Origin of the sequence: Bacteroides sp. AF25-38AC (genome assembly GCF_003602995.1) — a bacterium.
Classification (GTDB): Bacteria; Bacteroidota; Bacteroidia; order Bacteroidales; family Bacteroidaceae; genus Bacteroides; species Bacteroides uniformis.
Genome location: NZ_QTMD01000001.1, coordinates 307,944 through 330,319, shown reverse-complemented (window position 1 = coordinate 330,319; position 22,376 = coordinate 307,944). Strand labels below are relative to the sequence as shown.

Annotated in this window: 12 protein-coding genes; 11 read left to right on the top strand and 1 reads right to left on the bottom strand. The window is 47.0% G+C overall.

Annotation, left to right across the window (positions count from 1 at the left end; translation table 11 throughout):
- Positions 1-36: 36 nt before the first annotated feature.
- Positions 37-1,236 (bottom strand): aminopeptidase C, encoded by a 1,200-nt coding sequence (locus DWY55_RS01520; RefSeq protein WP_034525503.1) that lies wholly within the window; start codon positions 1,234-1,236, stop codon positions 37-39.
- A gap of 95 nt (positions 1,237-1,331) precedes the next feature.
- On the opposite strand from DWY55_RS01520, the gene DWY55_RS01515 reads away from it, so the two are divergent.
- The 11 genes from DWY55_RS01515 (at position 1,332) to DWY55_RS01460 (ending at position 22,350) form a co-directional block, all read left to right on the top strand.
- Positions 1,332-2,183, top strand: coding sequence for a patatin family protein (locus DWY55_RS01515; RefSeq protein ID WP_008663962.1), 852 nt, complete (start codon positions 1,332-1,334; stop codon positions 2,181-2,183).
- A gap of 258 nt (positions 2,184-2,441) precedes the next feature.
- Complete coding sequence (locus tag DWY55_RS01510) at positions 2,442-5,513, top strand: SusC/RagA family TonB-linked outer membrane protein (RefSeq protein ID WP_061411206.1); 3,072 nt, start codon at positions 2,442-2,444, stop codon at positions 5,511-5,513.
- Between the two features lie 19 nt (positions 5,514-5,532).
- Positions 5,533-7,317, top strand: coding sequence for a RagB/SusD family nutrient uptake outer membrane protein (locus tag DWY55_RS01505; protein ID WP_117877941.1), 1,785 nt, complete (start codon positions 5,533-5,535; stop codon positions 7,315-7,317).
- 73 nt (positions 7,318-7,390) lie between these two features.
- On the top strand, positions 7,391-9,526 hold the full coding sequence (locus DWY55_RS01500; protein ID WP_005826278.1) for a glycoside hydrolase family 32 protein: 2,136 nt from the start codon (positions 7,391-7,393) through the stop codon (positions 9,524-9,526).
- Positions 9,526-11,010, top strand: a complete 1,485-nt coding sequence (locus DWY55_RS01495) for a glycoside hydrolase family 32 protein (protein ID WP_117877943.1) — start codon at positions 9,526-9,528, stop codon at positions 11,008-11,010. The genes DWY55_RS01500 and DWY55_RS01495 overlap by 1 nt, the downstream gene beginning before the upstream one ends.
- Positions 11,011-11,045: 35 nt before the next feature.
- Complete coding sequence (locus DWY55_RS01490) at positions 11,046-13,079, top strand: glycoside hydrolase family 172 protein (protein ID WP_227212870.1); 2,034 nt, start codon at positions 11,046-11,048, stop codon at positions 13,077-13,079.
- Positions 13,080-13,083: 4 nt separating this feature from the next.
- Positions 13,084-15,264: a glycoside hydrolase family 32 protein gene (locus DWY55_RS01485; RefSeq protein WP_005826283.1), complete on the top strand. Its 2,181-nt coding sequence runs from the start codon at positions 13,084-13,086 to the stop codon at positions 15,262-15,264.
- Positions 15,265-15,397: 133 nt separating this feature from the next.
- Positions 15,398-17,212 carry a GH32 C-terminal domain-containing protein gene (locus DWY55_RS01480; protein ID WP_005826284.1) on the top strand — a complete coding sequence of 605 codons (1,815 nt, stop codon included), beginning with the start codon at positions 15,398-15,400 and terminating at the stop codon, positions 17,210-17,212.
- An 18-nt stretch (positions 17,213-17,230) separates the two neighbouring features.
- Entirely contained in the window at positions 17,231-18,397 is a 1,167-nt protein-coding gene (locus DWY55_RS01475; RefSeq protein ID WP_005826285.1) for an MFS transporter, read from the top strand.
- A 234-nt stretch (positions 18,398-18,631) separates the two neighbouring features.
- Positions 18,632-19,519 (top strand): carbohydrate kinase family protein, encoded by an 888-nt coding sequence (locus tag DWY55_RS01465; protein WP_005826288.1) that lies wholly within the window; start codon positions 18,632-18,634, stop codon positions 19,517-19,519.
- A 71-nt stretch (positions 19,520-19,590) separates the two neighbouring features.
- Complete coding sequence (locus DWY55_RS01460) at positions 19,591-22,350, top strand: substrate-binding domain-containing protein (RefSeq protein WP_120028790.1); 2,760 nt, start codon at positions 19,591-19,593, stop codon at positions 22,348-22,350.
- The last annotated feature ends 26 nt before the right edge of the window (positions 22,351-22,376 follow it).

The window sequence follows — 22,376 nt, the reverse complement described above, 5'->3', positions numbered from 1 at the left end:
AAAGGAGATGCATCAAACTGCATCTCCTTCTTTTATTTATTTAATACCCAGTTTCTTGGCAATATCCTTAGGCAGTGCATCCTTGTGCACAATGATGTTCATTGTTTTATAGCGCACGAAAGCTTTGGAAGCATACCACAGTCCTTTGTACTTTCCGGCTTCACCCCAAGAGTTCTTTACCATATAGTATTCGTTGCCTTCCTGGTCTTTGGCTATACCGTAAATCAGCATACCGTGGTCGTCAGTAGTTTCCCAGTTGTCGTATGCCAGCTGGCGCTCTTCTTGTGTGCACCACTTCTGCGGTTGAGGCTTGCTGTTCAGTTTCTTTTCTTCGGGTTTCATTTTCAGCCAGTGTGCCATGTCCGAACCGCTCAGTTCTTGCACCTTTTCTGCATCGGGCATTACGGCTATACCGTCGCGTGTGAAGCCTTGTTCGCTTACGTCACTACCCCATGCAATGGTGTAACCCTTATTGATAGCGTTGTCAAACACTTCCATCAACTCGTCGATAGGCAAGTTGTAGGAAGAAGCCCAACGCCAGTTGTCTTGTATTTCCAGGACGAACGGCTGGTAGAAGGGATGGTGGGTATAGGAAGTCAGTGAGATATAGTCATCTGCATTCAGTCCGGTAGATTCATAGAAAGACTTCGGAGTATATTCCTTGCCTTTGTAGGTGAACTTCTCGGGACGTTCGCCCAGATAGATGTCGTGGATGGCAGTGATGGCCTTCTTCCAAAGCGGGTTATTTTCCTTGTCTGCTTGCAGGCTACGGTGTCTTCCCTTGGCAATGGCTGCCACTACGGCATCAGATACGGCTGTCAATTCGGTGTGGTTGCTCAGCGTGTCGCCATACATAACGCCCGGACGCATTTCCTCTTCGGGCACCAGACCGAAAGTTTTCATACCATAAATTACATCGTAGAACGAACCGCCTTGTGAGAACGAAACGTCACCATGTGTACGCACTGCCTTGTCGGCACGGTCCAGATAGGTGTTGTGTACGATAAACATTTCAGAAAAGTCGTATTCGCCTTTGCCCATGCGGAGCAGTTCGGATTCGATGAATGCCAGTCCGGAATAGCACCAGCATGTACCGGCACGGTTTTGGTTCTTAACAGAAGTGATAGGATTTTCTTTTACGGTTGTAAAAATGAAACCTTCCTCTTTCGGAGTGTCTTGTGCTATTGTGTTTAAACTTAATAAACCCAATGCAGCCATCAGTATTGATTTCTTCATCATAATTAAAATGTTATAGATTTATAGTTGCAACTGCAAATATAGATAGAATATCGTAAACAAAAGCTATCTTTGGAGCGTTAATTCTGACACTTATGGAGAAAATAATACGTATCGACGACCATAGCGGTCTTGTTTTGGAGGGCGGCGGTATGCGCGGCGTCTTCACTTGCGGTGTGCTCGACAGCTTTATGGATCGTGGCATTCGCTTTCCCTATACCATCGGCGTCAGTGCCGGAGCCTGCAACGGACTTTCTTATATGTCCGGTCAGCGCGGGCGTGCCAAGTACAGCAATATCGACTTGCTGGAAAAATACAATTACATCGGATTGAAGTATCTGTTGAAGAAGCGGAATATCATGGATTTCGACTTGTTGTTCCAGGAGTTTCCGGAACACATACTTCCCTACGACTACGAGGCATACTTTCATTGTCCCGAACGCTATGTGATGGTAACTACCAACTGCGAGACGGGCGAAGCGAACTATTTTGAGGAGAAGCGGAGTAAAGAGCGCGTCATTGATATTGTGCGTGCTTCGAGCAGTCTGCCGTTTGTCTGTCCCATTACCTACGTGGACAACATCCCGATGCTGGATGGAGGTATTGTGGACAGTATCCCTTTGATGCGTGCCCGTCAGGATGGATTTACCAATAATGTGGTGGTGTTGACGCGCAATCATGGGTACCGTAAGGAAATTCAGGGAACGAAGGTTCCACCTTTTATATATAAGAAATATCCGCTATTGCGTGAAGCCATCAACCGCCGCAGCATTGTCTATAATCAACAGTTGGAGCAGGTGGAACGGATGGAAGCCGCCGGGGAAATCGTTGTGATCCGTCCACAAAAGCCGGTAGTGGTAGACCGCATCGAGCGTGACATCAAGAAGCTGACGGAGCTTTATGAAGAAGGATACCGGTGTGCGGAACAGTTTGCTTTTCGTTTTTGATTCTGAGAGAGTATACTATGAGAGCTGGTGCAATTAGCATCTGCTCCCATATTGTTTTCATTCTTTTCTATTAATTTGCTGCTAAAGCTAAAGTTTATTTAGCAAAAAACACGCGTAGAATACCTTTAGAAAGGGGATGTATCAAAAATACCACCTTTCGTAACATTTGTTATAGGTGCAAATTCTGGTTTCGCTTAATTTTGCTGACACAAAACTCAATTGCAGAATTGGTTTATTATTAACTTTAAATTGATAGATATGTTGAAAAGCATTAGTCTCAGGCTTTGCACACTAATTGTGCTTCTCTTTGCGGGCATCTCTTCCTTTGCCCAGCAAGTCCAGGTAAAAGGTACTGTCGTTGAAAAATCGAGTGGTGAATCCATTATCGGTGCTTCTGTCATGGAAGTAGGTTCCAACAGTAATGGAACAATTACGGATATTGACGGAAATTTCATTCTGTCTGTAGCTTCCGGTGCCACATTGTCTGTATCCTATATAGGATATAAAACCGTTACAGTAAAGGCACAGCCCATTTTACGCATTGAGTTGACGGAAGATTCCCAGTTGATTGATGAAGTAGTAGTGACCGGCTATATGTCCGAGAAGAAGGCTAGTTTGACTGGTTCGGTGGCTGTGGTCAAGATGAAGGATGTAGCAGATATTCCTACGGGAAATGTGTTGTCGAGCTTGCAGGGACGTGTTGCCGGTATGAACATTACGACTGATGGCACACCGGGCGGTGGAAATACTTCTACATTGGTCCGTGGTAAGTCATCTTTCCGAAATGATGCCAATTCCCCGCTTTATGTCATTGACGGTGTGATGACCCGTGAGAACATCTCGTCTATCCTTTCTTCCAATGATGTAGAATCCATTCAGGTATTGAAGGATGCCGCTTCCGCTTCTATTTATGGTGCACAGGCTGCCAATGGTGTGATTATCATTACTACCAAGCGTGCCAAGAAAGGGGAGACCCGTGTGGATTTTGATATGTCGTTGACTTTGCAGACCTATCAATGTGGTTTTGATATGTTGAATGCAGATGAGTGGGGCCAGGTTTATTGGTCGGCTTATAAGTATGCCAATAATGGAGCTACGCCAAGTAGCGAAATATATGGTAATGGTGCAACTCCCCAACTTCAGGACTATATCGGCCTGAATGGAGCTAAAGTACATGCCGTTGATACGGATTGGCGCGATGTGGTTTATCGCACTGCCTTGATGCAGAATTACAGTGCGACACTTTCAAAGGGCTCTGACAATGGTGCCTTCTCGTTAGCGTTGAACTATCTCGATCATGACGGTCTGGTAGAGAATACGAATTTCCAGCGAATCAATACCCGTATCAGTTCTAACTATCATTATCTTGACAATCGCTTGCGCATCGGCGAGAACGTTGCCATCAATCGTTGGACACAGACCCTCAGTCCGGCCGGTGTAGATGAGAATGCCATCAAACAGCATCCTGCCAAGACGGTTTATGATGAGAATGGTAATTATAACGATGCCATCAATGATGTTTTGGGTGATGCCCCCAATATGGCACGTTTGTTGGAGAATGAAAAACAGAACAAACATGATTATTGGCGTATCTTTGGTAATGCATTCCTTGAAATTGAACCGATTAAGAACCTGGTGCTGAAAACCAATTTCGGTATGAATTATTATGATGAAACCAACAAAACTTTTGAGCCGGCATGGGCACGCGATGAGGTCAATAAGCTGACTCAATCATCCAACAAAAGACTGGATTGGGTATGGACTAATACCGTGACTTATAGCAAAGCATTTGGAAAGAACAATCTGACTGCACTTCTTGGTACAGAGGCCAAGAAGAATCATTCGGAATCCATGTTCGGTTATGGTACGGGACTGGCTGTAGAAGATGAAGATTATATTTATCTCGACGGTGTGACTGCCGGTAAGAATGTAGGTGCCGGTGCTTCCAATTATGGCATGGTATCTTACTTTGGTAAAGTGAACTATGATTATGAAGGACGGTATCTGGCTTCTGTTACAGTACGCCGTGATGCTTCTTCCCGCTTGGCAAAGGGTAATAACGTTGATTACTTCCCTTCAGTGTCGGCAGGCTGGCGCATTTCAAGTGAGAAGTTTATGGAAGCGACCAAGAATTGGTTGGCAGATTTGAAACTACGTGCTTCATGGGGTATCAATGGTAACGATATTATTGATAATGAGGCCCCCTATACTAAATACTTGATTAGTCTGAAGGATGCAAGCTACAACATGAACGGTGATGGAACGACTTTGGCCCCCGGTGGCTACAAAGTGAGGTCTACCAATCCTGATTTGAAGTGGGAGAGTACAAGACAACTCAATATCGGTGTGGACGCCGCTTTCTTGAACGGACGCCTGAGCGCTTCTCTCGATTATTTTGATAAGAAGACAAGTGATATGCTTGTGGAGAAACCGTATATTGCTGTCATTGGCGAGGGTGGTTACTGCTGGTATAATGGTGGTACGATGAACAATAAAGGTTTCGAGATGGCATTGACTTGGAATGATAAGGTAAAGGATTTTCAGTATAATGTAGCATTCAACCTTTCATATTACAAAAATGAAGTGACGGAGCTGACGGAAGAAATTTACTATACTTACGGTGGCGGTAATGGTGTTGACAAGACTTTGGTTGGCCAACCGTTCGGTTCATGGATGGGCTTCAAGACAGATGGAGTGTTCCGTACCCAGCAGGAGGTGGATGAGTATAAATCCAAATATAATGTACAGTTTGGCGCTCCCGGAGTAGGACGTATCAAATACGTGGATGCTGACGGTAACGGTACGATTGATACGAACGACCGTGTATGGTTGGGTTCTGACAATCCGAAAGTGATTGCAGGTCTGAATCTTGGGGCATCTTGGAAAGGCTTTGACCTCAGCATGTTCTTCAACGGTATGATTCGTGATGCCTATAACAACTCCAAATATTATACGGATTTGTTCCAGTGCTGGACCGGTAATCACTCTACCCGCCTGCTCGATGCCATGCATGCTTACGAGAACTTTGAAAAGACGGGTGTTTACAATAGCAGTGTACCTGCTTTGACCACCCTTAACAGCAACAATGAGCACGAAGTTTCTGAGTTCTATATTGAAAATGGTTCGTATATCAAGCTGAAAAGCCTGACATTGGGTTACACGCTTCCTAAAGCAGTTCTCGACAAGATGAAGATGCGTCATGCACGCATTTATTTCCAGGCTCAGAATTTGTTTACGATTACCGGTTATACGGGTGCCGACCCTGAAGGGCTGGGCTATCCTTATCCGCTGCCCCGTACGTTCTCTTTGGGATTATCATTTGGTTTCTAAACTTTAAAACTATACTATTATGAAATTGAAACATTTATATATACTTGGCGCAGTAGCGCTGATGACTGCAAGTTGTAATGAAGACCGTTTCCTGGATTTGAAGCCCCAGGGTAGCTTGAACGAAGATATTATGACTTCTACAGAAGGTGCCGACCTTTTGGTGAATGCCGCGTATGCAGCTTTGGGTGGTCCCGAGGGACAGAGCTGGAGTGTATGGTGTCATCCTACTTCCAATTGGACCTATGGTGAGGTACGTTCGGATAATGCCTATAAAGGCGGTGGCGGTGTCGGTGACCTTAATGAAGTGCACCGTATGGAGACATTTGATATGGATGCAACCAATGGATTCTTGGACAGCAAGTGGTATCATCTATATTGCAGTGTACAGCGTTGTAACTCTGCATTGCGCGTACTGAATGCTGCAACAGATGAGCAGGTGAACGGACGTGTATCCCGTATTGCGGAGATGAAAGTGCTTCGTGCCCATTATTATTTTGAATTAAGCCGCCTTTTCAACAAGATACCTTATTTTGATGAGAACGTTGAGATTTCCCAATATCCGGATATTCCGAACAATGAGTTTACCCGTGACGAGATTCTGAGTATGCTGGCCGAGGAGATGCTTGATGCCGCCGAACAGCTTCCTGCATCACAGCCGGAGGTAGGGCGTATTCATAAATACATAGCACTGGCCTATGCGGCTAAAATCAAGCTGTACCAGGCGTATCAGCAAGATGAGACTACGCATGCCGTAACTTCCATCAATAAAGAGCTGCTGAGGGAAGTCGTTTCGCTTTGCGACCAGGTGACTGCCAGCAATCGTTACGGTTTGCTTGACGATTTCCAGGGATTGGATTTAGTAGCTAATGAAAACGGTAAAGAGTCTGTTTTTGCCATTCAATATTCCATGAATGACGGTACCGAAAGTGCCGGCCGCATCAATTGGAGCAATCTGTTGAATTCTCCGGGTGGAGGCAGCCCTTACGGAGGTGACGGTTTCTTCCTGCCCAGCCAAGACCTGATTAATGCTTATCAGACAGATGCAAACGGTCTGCCCGATTTTAATTATCAGTCAAAGTCTGATTATAGTTGGGCGGTATTGAACAATGGGGTTTATACTTTACAAAACACGACTCCCAATGTAGACCCGCGTCTCGATTTTGTTGTGGGCCGTCCTACTATAACTTGGAAAACTTACCCGGACAAACCATGTGAAGGATGGGTGCGTGATAAGGAAACTTATGGCTATAATTGCGCGAAGCGCTTCTGGGTTTCTCCGGAAAGTAGTGATATGTTTAATGGCTGGCCTTGGGGGGCTTCACAGTTGAACTGGCAGATTATACGTTACGCGGATATTCTTCTTTGGAAAGCTGAGGCTCTTATTGAACTCAATGAAGGCAATGGACTCGAAACTGCCCGTGATTTGATTAATCAGATACGCAATCGTGCCCGGAACAGCGCCTATGTAAAGGATTTCAACGACCATTCCAAATATGCGGCCAACTACCTTGTCAATCCTTATCCTGCTGATGTCTGGAATCAGGATTATGCCCGTCAGGCCCTCCGTTGGGAAACACGTCTGGAGAAGGCTTTGGAAGGTGAACGTTTCTTCGACCTAGTCCGTTGGGGCATAGTGGAAACAACCATGAACAAGTACATTACCGCGGAGTCGGACAATCGCATTTATTATGCCAATGCGCACTTTACGGGTGGAAAGGATGAGTATTATCCGGTTCCGAACAATCAATACGGATTTTCTGGAGGCAAGTATGTACAGAATCCCGGTTATGCTCCGTTCAACTAATTATATTTTGAAATAAAAACGTAAGGGAGGGGAAACGTTTGTTTCCCTCTTTTCCTTTAAACAATCTTTTATTATGAAAAACTTTGCCTATTCTATATTAGGCTGTCTATTGCTTTCTTTGAATGCAGCTTTTGCTCAAAAAACATGGTCGTTTGACGGGCAGGACCCCTTACTTTCCTGTGACGGTAAGTCATTGTTGAATTTGTACACTATAAAGGAAATACCAGAATTTGTTACCGGAGTCGAAGGTAAAGCCCTTCGTACAGACGGGTATTCCACTTGGATGGATACAACCACGGAAGGAGATGTTTCGTCGTTGTCCGGATGGTTTGCTCTGGAATCTTATCCGACGGATACTGCTGCCTTTATGGGAATCAGAGACATGGCAGGAACATCTGTAGCGGTATGTGTAGACCGTTATGGTGAGCTGCTGTTGGGAATGGGGCAGAATGGCTCATACTCTTACTGTTCATTAAAGACAAAAGTCGACCGTTTCAAGTGGCTGCATGTGGTCCTTGATTTGAGTAATGAATCGGTTTGCCTGAATGGACAGAGGATGAGTGCAGAGGTATGGCCCCGGAACTTGCAGGATGGTGAAATGATGTTTCGGGTAGGTAAGGATTTCAGGGAAAAGAAGGTTTGGATGTACGATGTTACGGCTATAAACGGGTTGATTGACGGGATAAGCCTCACTCCCTTTTCCGATGATTCGTCTGCATGGAGAGACGAGATTGCCTTAGGATTGAAGAAGACTCCGGTTTTGGCTATTCCGGAAACCCGTTTTGCGAAGGACTTCAACCGTCCTCGCTATCATCTGTTGCCGGCTGCCAACTGGACGAATGAGACGCATGGTTTACTTCTTTATAAAGGTAAATATCATATATTCAATCAGAAGAATGCTTCTGCAATCTTCCTGGGACAGATAAATTGGGGACATTTCAGCAGTCCCGATATGCTTCATTGGACGGAGGAAAAGCCGGCTTTGACTCCTGATGCTGCTTATGACAAGAATGGAATATGGTCCGGGCATGCTGTTATCAATGATGACGGTATCCCCCAGCTGATATACACAGCCGGTGGAGACAAGATGGGAGTGGGTATTGCTTTTCCAAAAGATACTGCGTTGATAGAATGGGAGAAATATGCGGGTAATCCGGTTATTGCCGAGAAGCCTGCCGGATATACCCGTACGGACATGCGTGACCAGTATGTTTGGAAAGAGGGTGATGTCTGGTATATGATTATCGGTTTCGGCATTGAGCAGACCGATACACCCCACGGGGCTTTGCTGCTTTATAAATCGGCGGACTTGAAGAGATGGGATTTTGTACATTTGCTGTTTGAGGGCAATCCGGAAGTGGATGACTCCGGTATTTTCTGGGAAATGCCGGTCTTTAAGAAGATGGGCGGCAAATATGTTCTTTTGGTGAATAGGGTTCCTCATAAAGGCATACCTGCGCGTTGCCAGTATTGGATAGGAGATTTCAAGAATGAAAAGTTTATACCGGACAACCCAGTCCCTCAAAATCTGGAGGTCATCAATCGCTTGCTGTCCCCCTCTGTTGTTGAGACTCCGGAAGGGGATGTTGCTGCCATTGCCATTATACCCGATGAAATAGGAGGGGAGGCCACTTATGAACAAGGATGGGCACATCTCTACAGTATGCCCAGAAGATGGCAGCTGAAAGATGGGAAACTATGCCAAACACCCCATCCCGTGATGAAACAATTGCGTGAACAACCGACGGTTTATTCCAGACAGGCATTGACTGCTGCGAAACCGTGCATTGTGAGCAGAAGGGAACATCAGCTTGAAGTCAAGGCGACTTTTTATCCCGGTGACGCAAAACGGTTTGGATTTACATTGTGTAAGAATCCGGATAATAGCGAATATAGCCTGATTTATTATGATGTGGAGAAGGAGGAACTTATTGTGGACCAGACGCATTCTTCCTTGCGTGCACACATTCCTTTGAAGATTCGTAAGGATCATTATCGGTTGGATACTGCTAAACCGGTGGAGATTCGTTTGTTTATTGACGGTTCTGTAGTGGAAGGATTTATTAATAACGAAGATGCGTTCACTACAAGAATCTTCCCTTTGAAAGAAAATAGTACGCTATTGGAGCTATTCTCTGATGGAAAAACAACGGAAGTTGCTGCCGAAGTTTGGAAACTGAAAGATGTAAAGGTAAAGATGAACTTTTAATGAAAATACAGAAAATGAAGATACCAGCTATATTGGGTGCACTTTTATTGGCAGGAACATTGTCTGCCGGTGCACAAATGAATTCAGACAGTTTATACAAAGAGCCGTATCGTCCTCAGTATCATTTCAGTCCGGAGAAGGGATGGATTGGTGATCCCTCGGGATTCATGTACTATCAGGGTAAATATCATATGTACTGGTGGGGCAAAGTCGAATCTACAGATTTGGTACATTACCAACAGATAACCCCTTATGCCATGACCGGAACGGATGACAATATCAGTTACTTCACCGGTTCTGCGGTCATAGACAAGAACAACACGGCCGGCTTCGGCAAGGGGGCTTATGTGGCGGCTTACACCGTTTTTGAGAAGGACTCCAAGAAACAGGCGCAGGGCATCTCTTTCAGTCATGACGGAAAGACATTTCATTATTATGAAGGTAACCCGGTTCTGGACCTTTGGAGTACGGAATTCAGGGACCCTACCGTCTTCTGGCACGAGCCGACCCAAAAATGGGTGATGGTTGTAGCCAAGGCCCTGGAGAAGAAAATAAAGTTTTATACCTCTCCTGATTTGAAGAGCTGGACTTGGACCAGTGATTTTGGCCCTGCCGGTGACAGTGAAAAGTCTTGGGAGTGCCCGGATTTATTCCAGTTGCCGGTTGACGGGGATTCTGACAAGAAAAGGTGGGTGATGGTCGTATCTGTAAACTGGGCGCAAGAACAATATTTTATAGGAGACTTCGACGGCACTTCTTTTAAGCTGATGGAGAACCATCCTGCAGAGCCTCTATATGTGGACAAAGGGCTGGACTTTTATGCATCCCGCACATTTCAGGATTTTGACGGAACGTTGGATTCCAAAATTTCGATGGGCTGGATTGCAACCTGGGACTATGCACCGGTAGCTCCATCGAAGTATGGGAAGGGCTTCTGGTCCATTCCCCGTAATCTGGAACTGAAGACATACAAGGAAGGCGTGAGGCTGGTGCAGAAACCGGTGGAACAGTTGCAAACACTTCGCCATAAGCCTGCATCGGTGAAACGTGCTTTATCGGTGGGAACACAGAGGTTACCCGGCTTTGTTCCCGATGAGAATGTCTACGAACTCGATGCTTCGTTTTCTACTGACGTATCCAACACCTTTGGCTTGAATTTGTGTGTGGGTGAAGGGCGCAAAGTGGTGGTCAGCTATGATACGGATTCACATAATCTGGTGATTGACCGCACCCATTGCTCCGATGTGCAGATTCCTAAATTCAGCCGTATGGCATATGCCAGGGTGGAACCGGTAGATAATAAGATACGTTTGCATATATTTGTAGACAAATCGAGTATTGAAATCTTTGCCAATGACGGGAAGGATGTATTCACATTATTAACCTATCCGGGCGAGGCTCAAACCGGTATCGAACTTTTTGCGCAGAAGAAGGGGACGAAGATGGAGTTGGATGCCTGGATGCTTAAATCAATATGGAGATGAGGAATTTATTGTTTGCATTGCTGCTTTTGCCTTTGATGGCCTCTTGTGTGAAGGATACGGCACAAGTGACTTTGGACTCTTTGCTGGATGAAATGATATCTGTAGAAGAATCCGCACGTTATCCGCTGGTGCCATATCGTTGCCTGCAAGTCAGCAGTTATGACCGCTCCTCCGTGTCTCCCGATTCGCCGGGATGGTTTGCCAACAATGATGGCTATGGCATTGTCTGTACGGATACGGTTGATGGGAGAGTGGAACGTGTGATGTTCGATGAAAAGGGCCCTGGAGCTATTACCCGTATCTGGATAACCACAGTTGACAAGCGTGGGACTTGGAGATTTTATTTTGATGGCGAAAGTACTCCCGGATGGATAGTTCCTGCCTATGATTTGATGCGTTTCGGAATACCCAGGTTGGGTAGGGGACTGCTTCAACCCCACACCAGCTATACTCCGGACGGGAAAGGCGGCAATACTCTTTTCCTGCCCATCCCTTTTGCCCGGAGTTGTAAAATTACATTTGAAGACGAACCGGGCATTGCGCCTACTCCCAAATACTATCACATCAATTATCGCAAGTATCCCGAAGGAACTTCTGTGGAAACCTTCTCTGCGGCATCCGTAGCCCGCGTCGGTAAAAAGATTTCAGAGGTAGATGATGCCTTGCTGCATCCTGCATCCCGTTCCGGTTTGCAGGTGGACAAGAAGCGGCAGGTGCTCCAGCCGGGCGATTCTTTGTGGATTGACCTGCCGCAAGGGGAAAATGCGGTTTATGAAATCAGTTTCCAGCTCGCGAATGCAGATTCTACGGCTTATGCCCAACTGATGCGCAATCTTATATTTAAGGCTGATTTTGACGGCCGGTCTACGGTTTGGGTTCCTCTTTCGGATTATTCGGGAGGGGGTATGGGTGCTCCGGCTGTTGATAGCTGGTTCTTGTCTGCAGACGGACAAGGCAAGGTGGTGAGCCGCTGGCTGATGCCCTACAAGACAGAAGGCAGACTATTGTTACAAAATATCTCCGCACACACTGCAGACGTGAGTATGGAAGTGGGAACGGCACCTTTGCCATGGGGAGGGCGTTCCCTCTATTTCCATGCTTCCTGGCGCCAGCAGACCGGACTTCCGGTTTATGAGCGTCCGGATGATGATGCAAATTGCCGGGAGTGGAACTTTGCCACATTGACCGGACGAGGCATATACAAAGGGGATGTCCTGACTCTGTATAACCATTCGCGTGCCTGGTACGGAGAAGGGGATGAAAAGATATGGGTAGATGATGATGTTTTTCCATCGCATTTCGGTACCGGAACAGAAGATTACTACAATAGTTCGTGGGCTCCGGTCGTAATATTCCAAACGCCTTTTGGTGGCGCACCCCGTGCCGACCAGGCGAGTTCTCACGGTTATAATACATTCTTCCGTACAAGGAATTTGGACGGTATACCGTTTTCTTCATTATTGCGTTTCGACATTGAATTGTTGAGTTGGGTAAGGGGAACTGTAGATTATGCAACTACCGTTTACTGGTATGGAGATATGGGAGCGAAAGCTGTTGATACTTCAGGACTTGAGGAAGCAGCCCAAGACTTGCTACCCGTTCCCGGCGATTTATCTAAATATCGAAGAGAAAATAGCATAGAATTTGAGGAAACAACTCCAATAGCCTCTTCTCCATCCATTCATTTTGACAAGCAGAGTATGCTTGGTTTCGTTGACGGGCAATGGAGTGGAGGAACCCAACTCTTGTGTATTGGTGGAAAACCGGGTGATTCTGTAGAGTTTGAGTTCAATCAATTGGAAGACTGTCCTTATCAACTGGTGGTGTATGCCACGAAAGCTCCTGATTATGGCATAGTTTCTTTTTCCGTAAATGGACAAGATACACATATAAAGTGGGATGGATATGATACAAAAGTTACTCTTTCTGACCCTATTTCTTTAGGATGCTATAGTCCGGTGCGTGGAGCATTGACTTTGAAAATATCTTTGTCAGGAGCTAACCCAAAAGCTGTTGAGGAGAAGAATTTGTTTGGATTAGATGCTATACAACTTATGAAAAAACAATGATATTATGAAAGAGAGGATACTGATACTTTTACTACTGGCTACTGTTTGTAGTATGCAGGCACAAAATATTCACATGGCACTACGTCCGGATGATTTACTGATAGATAATTTTGAAGGAGATACTTTTGGAAACTGGATATTGGAAGGAAATGCTTTTGGCAATTCACCAGTTTCTATGGAACGTTTGTCAATATGGGGGGATAATAGGTTTGAAGGAAATCGGATGGCTTCTAGCTTTGTCAATGGAGATGCCGGTACCGGTGTATTGAAGTCACCTCTTTTCAGGATAGAACGCAGATATGTTAATTTTCTGATAGGTGGGGGTGTTGATTATCAGCGGGAGTATGTAGCCCTTTGGATTGATGGAAAGGAGGTGAAAAGAAGTACGGGGTATAATAGACGTGTCATGGAATATGAGTCTTGGGATGTTGCTGAATATATGGGAAAAAATGCCCGGATTGTTTTAGTGGACCAATCAAAAGAGGGCTGGGGATTTATCAATGCCGACTGTTTCTACCAGTCTGATACCAAATTGGAAAAAGAAATTTTTGCGAAAAGAATGTTGGTAACTCACCGTTATTTGAATATTCCGGTAAAGATGGGAGCGGTTATAGAACAGATGGATATATGGATTGGTGATAAAATGGTACGTAATATGGAAGTGGAGCTTGGCGGCGATGAACCTGATTATTGGGTTACATTGGAGGTCAAGGATTGGATTGGGCAAGAATTACGGATAGAGGCGAGTAAGAGTCCTAATGTAGAGCAAGCTTTGAATCAATGCTTTTGTTCTGAAACTCCTAAGGAAGAGAACTTGTTTTATAAAGAACCGTTACGTCCTAAAGTACATTTTACTTCTCGCCGGGGATGGCTGAATGATCCGAATGGTCTGGTTTGGCATGAAGGGGAGTGGCATCTGTTTTATCAGCATAATCCCTATGGCTGTATTTGGGGTAATATGACATGGGGGCATGCTGTGAGCCGGGATTTGGCACATTGGACTGAGTTGGGGGATGTATTACATCCGGACTCGTTGGGACCTATTTTTTCCGGTTCGGTAGTTGTTGATAAAAAGAATACGCTGGGGTGTCAACAAAATGGAGATACAGTATTGGTTGCTGTTTATACTTCGGCAGGTGGATTCGGGTATCACACCCGGCATTTGCAACATTCACAAAGTATAGGATATAGTTTGGATAAGGGGCGTAATTGGGTTACTTTTTCCGGTAATCCGGTACTTCCCACGTTGGTCAGGTACAATCGTGATCCTAAGGTGACGTGGCATACGCCGACTGGCAGATGGATTATGGTATTGTACTTGGATAAGCAGGAGTATGCTATCTTTTCATCTCCCAATTTGATGGATTGGACTGAAACGGACCGTTTTAAATTAGAGGGGGCGGATGAGTGTCCCGACTTTTTTGAAATGTCCGTAACCAATGAACCTACTGTCCGGAAATGGGTCTTTACCGGGGCGAACAGTACCTATTTGGTTGGGAGTTTTGATGGATATCGTTTTCGGACTGAGACGAAACCTGTAAAAATGGATAGTGGTACAAACTATTATGCGGTTCAAACATATAGTAATGCACCAGATGACCGAAGAATACAAATAGCATGGATGAACGGAAGTAATTTCCCGGATATGCCTTTCAATCAACAAATGTCCTTTCCGCGTGAATTAACATTACATCGGGTTGATAAAGGATATGTCTTAAAAAGTATGCCGGTAAATGAACTCGCTTTATTATATGGGAGAAAGTACATCTGGAAGAGTCTGGTAGTTGAAGAAAAGAATTGTTTCACGACAAAGTTGAATACTCCTGCCTTCTATCTGAAAACGGGTTTTGCTGTAGATAGTGTTGATGCGCAGATATTGGCTTTTGATATTAATGGTTTGAATTTGATTTACGATTCTGTCAAACAGATACTCACTGTTGAGAAAGAGAATGGGGAAACCTTGAAGCAGATGGTGCTAAAGCCCAATGAAGGAAGAATTGAATTGGATATATTGTCGGATATTGCTTCTGTAGAAATCTTCGTCAATCAAGGAGCACTGTCTGCTGCTTTCTATCATCTGATTGAAAAAAACACTCCTTCTGTCACCATATCAGTTGAAGGCGGACAAACAAAGTTGAAACAGTTGACAATTCATGAATTGAATTCTATGTATGTTCCCCAGTGACATACAGATACCTTTTTAAGGATGGAATGTAACATTTGTAGTATGCTTTGAAACAAAAAAGATAGTCTCCTGCTGCTTGGTGGCGTATCTTTGCATGCTAGAAAAACATAATTAATTTAATACCAACAGAAACATGATTCATTTAAAAGACTTTTGGCGGACAATCAGAAGGACGCTTACCGTATTTATATTAGGAACTACCGTGGCTGTCTTCACATGCCAGGCCATAAATCCTCCTTTCGTGATTAAACATCTGGGTGACGGACAGAGTATCGTCCAAATTGACGAGCAGAAGAAGTTTTTGCTGCTGCCGGTGGAAGAGGCTTCTCCGGAGGCAAAATTGTATATGATAGCGGACAATGATGTTGTACGCAGTATGAACGTGCGATTGGCAGTCAATAAGGTTGACTATTTTGTTCCGGTCGATTTGACCGGCTTCGATAATAAACATCTCTCTTTCAACTTCCAGCTTATTCCGGATTCGGCCTTATGCTGGGAAGAAATGAAACTGTCGGATGAATTCGATGTTTCGAACCGGGAGAAGTACCGTCCGGTGTATCATTTCAGCCCGGCTTACGGTTGGATGAATGATCCTAACGGAATGTTCTACAAAGACGGGGTCTACCATTTGTTCTACCAGCATAATCCCTACGGCTCCATGTGGGGGAACATGCATTGGGGACATGCCACCAGTACGGACCTCGTCACTTGGGAACATCACGGAGATGCTATTTCGCCCGATGCGCTGGGAACAATTTTCAGTGGCTCTTGTGTTGTCGACAAGGATAATACGGCCGGGTTCGGTGCCGGTGCCGTCATTGCTTTCTATACATCGGCAAGCGACCGCCAAGTGCAGAGCATGGCCTATAGCCTTGACAACGGAAAGACCTTCAAGAAGTATGCGCGAAATCCCATCCTGACTTCCACGCAGCGCGACTTCCGTGACCCTAAAGTCATCTGGCACGAAGATACCAAGAAATGGATCATGGTTCTTGCCGTAGGGCAGGAAATGGAGATATACTCTTCTGCCGACCTGAAGAGCTGGACGCTGGAGAGCAAATTCGGTGAAGGACAAGGTGCTCACGGCGGAGTCTGGGAGTGTCCCGACCTGCTTGAACTGCCGGTTGAAGGTACGGAACTGAAGAAGTGGGTACTCGTCTGTAACCTCAATCCGGGTGGACCGTTCGGTGGCTCTGCCACACAATATTTCGTGGGGACATTTGACGGAAAGAGATTCGTGAACGAGTCTCCCGCAGTGACGAAATGGATGGACTGGGGAAAAGACCATTATGCAACTGTCACTTGGAGCAATGCTCCTGCAGGACGTGCCATTGCATTGGCATGGATGAGCAACTGGCAATATGCCAACGATGTGCCCACCCGCCAATACCGTAGTGCCAACTCCGTGCCGCGCGACCTTTCGCTCTATACCTCGGAGGGTGAAACCTATGTAAAGGTAACCCCGTCTCCCGAATTGCTGAAACTGAGGGATAAAGGCAGCAAGAAGCGTGCTTTCAAGGTAGACCGCACGTATAATCTGGACAAACTGCTGAATGACAATTCCGGAACGTATGAAATCGAAATGACCATCAAGAACAAGGATGCGGATGTGATAGGATTCCAGCTCTTTAACTCGAAAGGCGAGGAGGTGGAGATGTACTATAACCTGGCGGAAAAGACGTTCACCATGGACCGTACCGAGAGTGGTGAGGTGTCGTTCAGCAAGGACTTCCCTGCAGTGACCGTGGCTCCTGTCGAGGGTGGCAATGAAATGAAACTCCGCTTGTTCGTAGACAAGTCGAGCATTGAAGCGTTTGGCAACGACGGACGTTTTGCCATGACAAATCTTGTATTCCCGTCGGAACCTTACAACCGCATCAGTTTCTATGCTAAAGGTGGAAGCTGCAATGTCACCTCGTTTACTGTGTACAAACTCGGATTAAAATAACAGATAATAATCTTCAGCATGGAAAATACTAAGAATTCTTCCTTGGCAAAGCTCTTTCCGGTCATGCTTTGCTTCTTCGCCATGGGCTTTGTGGATTTGGTGGGCATCGCCTCCAACTACGTGAAGGCCGACTTGAACCTGACCGACTCGCAAGCCAACATATTCCCGTCTCTGGTGTTCTTCTGGTTCCTCATCTTCTCCGTACCTACGGGTATGCTGATGAACCGCATCGGACGCAAGAAGACGGTGCTTCTCAGCCTTGTCATCACGTTTGCCTCTTTGCTTCTCCCGGTTTTCGGAGACGGCTACGTGCTGATGCTGCTCTCGTTCTCATTGCTGGGCATCGGCAATGCGCTGATGCAAACGTCGCTCAACCCGCTGCTTTCCAATATCGTAAGCGGCGAGCGGCTGGCAAGTACGCTCACCTTCGGACAGTTTGTAAAAGCCATTGCTTCGTTTCTGGCTCCATACATCGCCATGTGGGGAGCTACGCAGGCCATTCCGTCTCTGGGCATGGGCTGGAGGGTGCTGTTCCCGGTCTATATGGTTATTGCGGTGATTGCCATTCTCTGGCTGAGCGGTACTTCCATCCGCGAGGAAAAGGAAGAGGGACGCCCTTCCACCTTCGGGGAGTGCCTCGCCCTGCTGGGCAAGCCGTTTATCTTTCTCTGCTTCCTGGGCATCATGTGCCATGTGGGCATTGATGTAGGTACGAATACCACAGCGCCCAAAATCCTGATGGAGCGTCTGGGCATGACGCTGGCCGATGCCGGCTTTGCCACCAGCCTTTACTTCATTTTCCGCACGGCGGGTTGCTTTCTCGGCGCCTTCATTCTTCAGAAGATGGCTCCCCGAACCTTCTTCGGCATCAGCGTGTTATGTATGTTGGCTGCGATGGTAGGGTTGTTCGTTTTCCATGAAAAGACAATGATATACATTTGCATTGCCCTTATCGGTTTCGGCAATTCGAACATCTTTCCGGTTATCTTCTCTCAGGCGTTGCTTGCTATGCCACAAAAGAAGAACGAGGTTTCCGGTTTGATGATTATGGGGCTCTTCGGCGGTACGGTATTTCCGATAGCAATGGGCTTGGCAAGTGATGCTGTAGGACAAAGCGGTGCCGTGGCTGTGATGACGGTAGGGGTAGTGTACTTGTTCTTCTATATGCTGCGTATGAAGCGGTAATCTTTGTTCGCAGGCTGCGGACACATATCCCAAGGCTGCGGATATCTGTCCCAAGGTTGCGGATGTCTATCCCAAGCCTTGGGATAGAGATAATCCTTAGTTCTTAGAGACTTTTTAATAGATAATTGGCAACTTTTCATTCTATAGTTAGGAACTTTTTTATTAGGTTTGCAGTGGGTAGGACATTGAGTTTGCCGTGAATAAAATATATCATTCATTAAACAATATAATATTATGAATAAGATAATAGTAGGTATGGGCGAGGCTCTGTGGGACTGCCTCCCCGAAGGAAAGAAGATAGGCGGTGCTCCGGCAAACTTTGCTTACCATGCATCGCAGTTTGGTTTCGACAGCCGTGTGGTCAGTGCCGTAGGTGCCGATGCGGATGGGGACGAGATTCTGGATGTGTTCGCCCGGAAGGGGCTGCGCACGCAGATTGAGCGCGTGCCTTACCCCACGGGAACGGTGCAGGTGACGCTCGATGCCGTGGGCGTGCCGTGCTATGAGATAAAAGAAGGCGTGGCCTGGGACAACATTCCCTTTACCGACGAACTGAAGCGTCTGGCACTGAACACGCGTGCCGTATGTTTCGGCTCTTTGGCGCAACGCAGTGAAACAAGCCGCATCACCATCAACCGTTTTCTCGACACGATGCCCGATGCGGAGGGGCAACTGAAGATATTCGACATCAATCTCCGCCAAGGGTTCTATACCAAAGAGATACTCTGCGAATCCATGCGCCGCTGCAACATCCTCAAGATAAACGATGAGGAGCTGGTGACCATCAGCCGTATTTTCGGCTACCCGGGCATCGACTTGCAGGACAAATGCTGGATTCTGCTGGCTAAATATAACCTGAAGATGCTTATCTTGACTTGCGGAACGAACGGCAGCTATGTGTTCACTCCGGGAGTGGTTTCCTTCCAGGAGACGCCCAAGGTACCGGTGGCGGACACCGTTGGAGCCGGTGACTCGTTCACGGCAGCCTTCACCGCTGCCATTCTCAGCGGGAAGCAGGTGCCCGATGCCCATAAACTGGCGGTGGAAGTCTCTGCCTATGTATGTACCCAGAGCGGTGCCATGCCGGAATTGCCGGTGGCCTTGAAAGAAAGGCTGGCATAGATTTTTCTTATTCTTTTCACATTTTTCGTTATCTTTGCTCATCTGCAATCTTAAATCAGAGGAAAGTGAAGATGAGACAGCATAACCTTCGGATTTTATTCTTTCTGCTCGTGCTTTGGGGAGTGGCGGTTGCCTGCTCCCGGCGCGAGGCACGTTTCCGTATCGGCGTTTCCCAATGTAGCGAGGATGAATGGCGGCGCCAGATGAACAGTGAGATACTCCGTGAAGCCCATTTCTACGAGGATGTGGAGGTGGACATCCGTACTGCCGTCGACGATAATGACCGTCAGGCAAAAGATATTCGTGAACTGATAGCCGAAGGGGTGGACCTGCTGATTGTGGCCCCTAATGAAGCCACTCCGATAACTCCGGTTGTGGAGGAGGCATACAACCGGGGCATTCCGGTGATTGTAGTGGACCGTAAAATCCTTTCGGACAAATACACGGCCTACGTCGGTGCAGACAACTACGAGATAGGGAAAGCTGTGGGAGAGTATGTGGCCAATGTGCTGCATGGGCAGGGAGATGTGGTGGAAATCTCCGGTTTGGTGGGTTCCACACCTGCCGTAGACCGTCATCAAGGATTTGTGAAGGCTATATCCGATTATCCTGGTATCCGGTTGCTGGCCGCTGAAGACGGTGCCTGGTTGCAACTCAAGGCCGGAGAGAAAATGGATACCCTGCTGAGCCGCTTTCCGCATATCGACCTGGTGTATGCGCAGAATGACCGTATGGCGGCCGGAGCCTATGCTGCCGCTGCCCGCAAGGGGCGGGAGAAGGAAATGCGGTTTATCGGCATAGACGCCCTGCCCGGCAAAGACTACGGAGTGGAGAAAGTGCTTGCCGGCGAACTGGATGCCACGTTTATATATCCTACCGGTGGCGACCGCGTGATGCAGATTGCCATGGATATCCTGAACAAGCGTGATTTCCCCCGTGAAACTATCCTGGGCACTTCCGTCGTCGACCACGACAATGCTCTCATCATGAAGATGCAGACCGCCCACATCGGCACCCTGGATGGAAAGATAGAAACCCTGAACGGAAAGATAAACCAGTATTTGGCCAGTTATGCCACGCAGCAGGTTGTCTTGTACGGCAGTCTGTCTGCCCTATTGTTGCTGGTCGGTTTGTTGGTGGCTGTCTACCTCTCCTTGCGTGCCAAGAACCGGTTGAACCGTGAGCTGTCCATGCAGAAAAAGAAACTGGAAGAACAGAAAACTCAGTTGATACAGCAGAAGGAACTGTTGGAAGTGCAGAAGTCGCAGTTGGAACAGCTTTCCCATGAACTGGAGGAGGCTACGCATGCCAAGCTGGTGTTCTTCACGAATATTTCGCACGATTTCCGTACTCCGCTGACGCTGATAGCCGATCCCATAGAGCAGCTTCTTGCCAACCGCACCCTCGACGGACAGCCGCGCCAGCTCCTCGAGCTGATGAAAAAGAATGTGCATATCCTGCTTCGCCTGGTCAACCAGATACTTGATTTCCGGAAGGTGGAGAACGGGCGCATGGAGCTCCATCTCGAACCTTTTGATTTGCTCGACAGCTTCCGGGGCTGGAACGACTCTTTCCGCATGGCGTTGCTGAAGAAACATATTGCTTTCAGCTTTGAGGCATCTCCCGATACGGACTTCCGGATGATGGCGGATGCGGAGAAGATGGAGCGCATTTACTTCAATCTCTTCTCCAATGCCGTGAAGTATACGCCGGAGAACGGGAAAATCACCGTACGGTTGTTAAAGTCGGAACAGAACTACAGTCTGTCCGTCTTCAATTCCGGCAGCTACATTTCTTCGACCGATGTGGAAGCCATCTTCGAGCGCTTCTATCAAGTGGACGGGCATCAAGCCGGTACCGGTATCGGACTGGCGCTGGTACGTGCCTTTGTAGAGATGCATGGCGGTAACATTACGGCACGCAGTGACGAGAAAGGCACTACTTTCATCGTTACTTTCCCGCAGCAGGATGTTTCGCAGTACCATCCCACCATAGTGACGTTGCCTGCCGAAGAGCAGGACGTGTCGTCCACCTTGATAGATACGGAAGTGAAAGCAGGCGAAGAGGTGGTTGAGGCCGATTGTCCTACTGTGCTGGTAATTGACGATAATGCGGATATCCGCAGCTATGTGAAGTCGCTGTTATCGAACGAATTTCGTGTATTGGATGCGGCGGACGGGGCAGAGGGTATCAGGCTGGCCATGAGGTATGTGCCGGATGTGATTATCTCGGATGTAATGATGCCCGGTATGGATGGTGTGGAATGCTGCCGCCGCTTGAAGGGAGAGTTGCAGACATGCCATATCCCGGTGATTCTGCTGACGGCCTGCTCGCTGGACGAACAGCGTATCCAGGGCTATGATGGCGGTGCCGATTCTTATATTTCCAAACCATTCAATTCGCAGTTGCTCTTGTCTCGTGTCCGCAATCTTATTGCAAACCGCCGTCAGTTGAGGCAGTTCTTCGGAGATAACCAGACTATCGAGAAGGAAGCCATCAGTGATTTGGATAAGGGTTTCGTCTCCCGCTTCAAATCGCTTGTCGAGGAGAGGATGAAAGATGCGGAACTCAATGTGGAGGATTTGGGACGGAATATGGGTATGAGCCGTGTGCAGCTTTACCGTAAGCTGAAATCGCTGACCAACTATTCGCCGAATGAGCTGCTGCGCCAGATGAGGTTGAAAAAGGCTGCCTCACTGCTTGCCTCCTCTGACATGACGGTAGCGGAGATTGCCTATGAAGTGGGCTTTTCGTCACCTTCCTATTTCACGAAATGCTATAAGGAACAGTTTGGGGAGAGTCCTACCGAGTTTCTGAAAAGAAGGGGATAGCTGTTGTCTATCCCCCTTGTTCTTAA

What these genes read in the sequence shown, in the direction of transcription:
- DWY55_RS01510 (WP_061411206.1), top strand. Translation starts at nt 2,442, where the DNA reads ATGTTGAAAAGCATTAGTCTCAGGCTTTGCACACTAATTGTGCTTCTC.
- DWY55_RS01505 (WP_117877941.1), top strand. Translation starts at nt 5,533, where the DNA reads ATGAAATTGAAACATTTATATATACTTGGCGCAGTAGCGCTGATGACT.
- DWY55_RS01460 (WP_120028790.1), top strand. Translation starts at nt 19,591, where the DNA reads ATGAGACAGCATAACCTTCGGATTTTATTCTTTCTGCTCGTGCTTTGG.
- DWY55_RS01485 (WP_005826283.1), top strand. Translation starts at nt 13,084, where the DNA reads ATGAAAGAGAGGATACTGATACTTTTACTACTGGCTACTGTTTGTAGT.
- DWY55_RS01500 (WP_005826278.1), top strand. Translation starts at nt 7,391, where the DNA reads ATGAAAAACTTTGCCTATTCTATATTAGGCTGTCTATTGCTTTCTTTG.
- DWY55_RS01520 (WP_034525503.1), bottom strand. Translation starts at nt 1,236, where the DNA reads ATGAAGAAATCAATACTGATGGCTGCATTGGGTTTATTAAGTTTAAAC.
- DWY55_RS01490 (WP_227212870.1), top strand. Translation starts at nt 11,046, where the DNA reads ATGGCCTCTTGTGTGAAGGATACGGCACAAGTGACTTTGGACTCTTTG.
- DWY55_RS01495 (WP_117877943.1), top strand. Translation starts at nt 9,526, where the DNA reads ATGAAAATACAGAAAATGAAGATACCAGCTATATTGGGTGCACTTTTA.
- DWY55_RS01515 (WP_008663962.1), top strand. Translation starts at nt 1,332, where the DNA reads ATGGAGAAAATAATACGTATCGACGACCATAGCGGTCTTGTTTTGGAG.
- DWY55_RS01475 (WP_005826285.1), top strand. Translation starts at nt 17,231, where the DNA reads ATGGAAAATACTAAGAATTCTTCCTTGGCAAAGCTCTTTCCGGTCATG.
- DWY55_RS01480 (WP_005826284.1), top strand. Translation starts at nt 15,398, where the DNA reads ATGATTCATTTAAAAGACTTTTGGCGGACAATCAGAAGGACGCTTACC.
- DWY55_RS01465 (WP_005826288.1), top strand. Translation starts at nt 18,632, where the DNA reads ATGAATAAGATAATAGTAGGTATGGGCGAGGCTCTGTGGGACTGCCTC.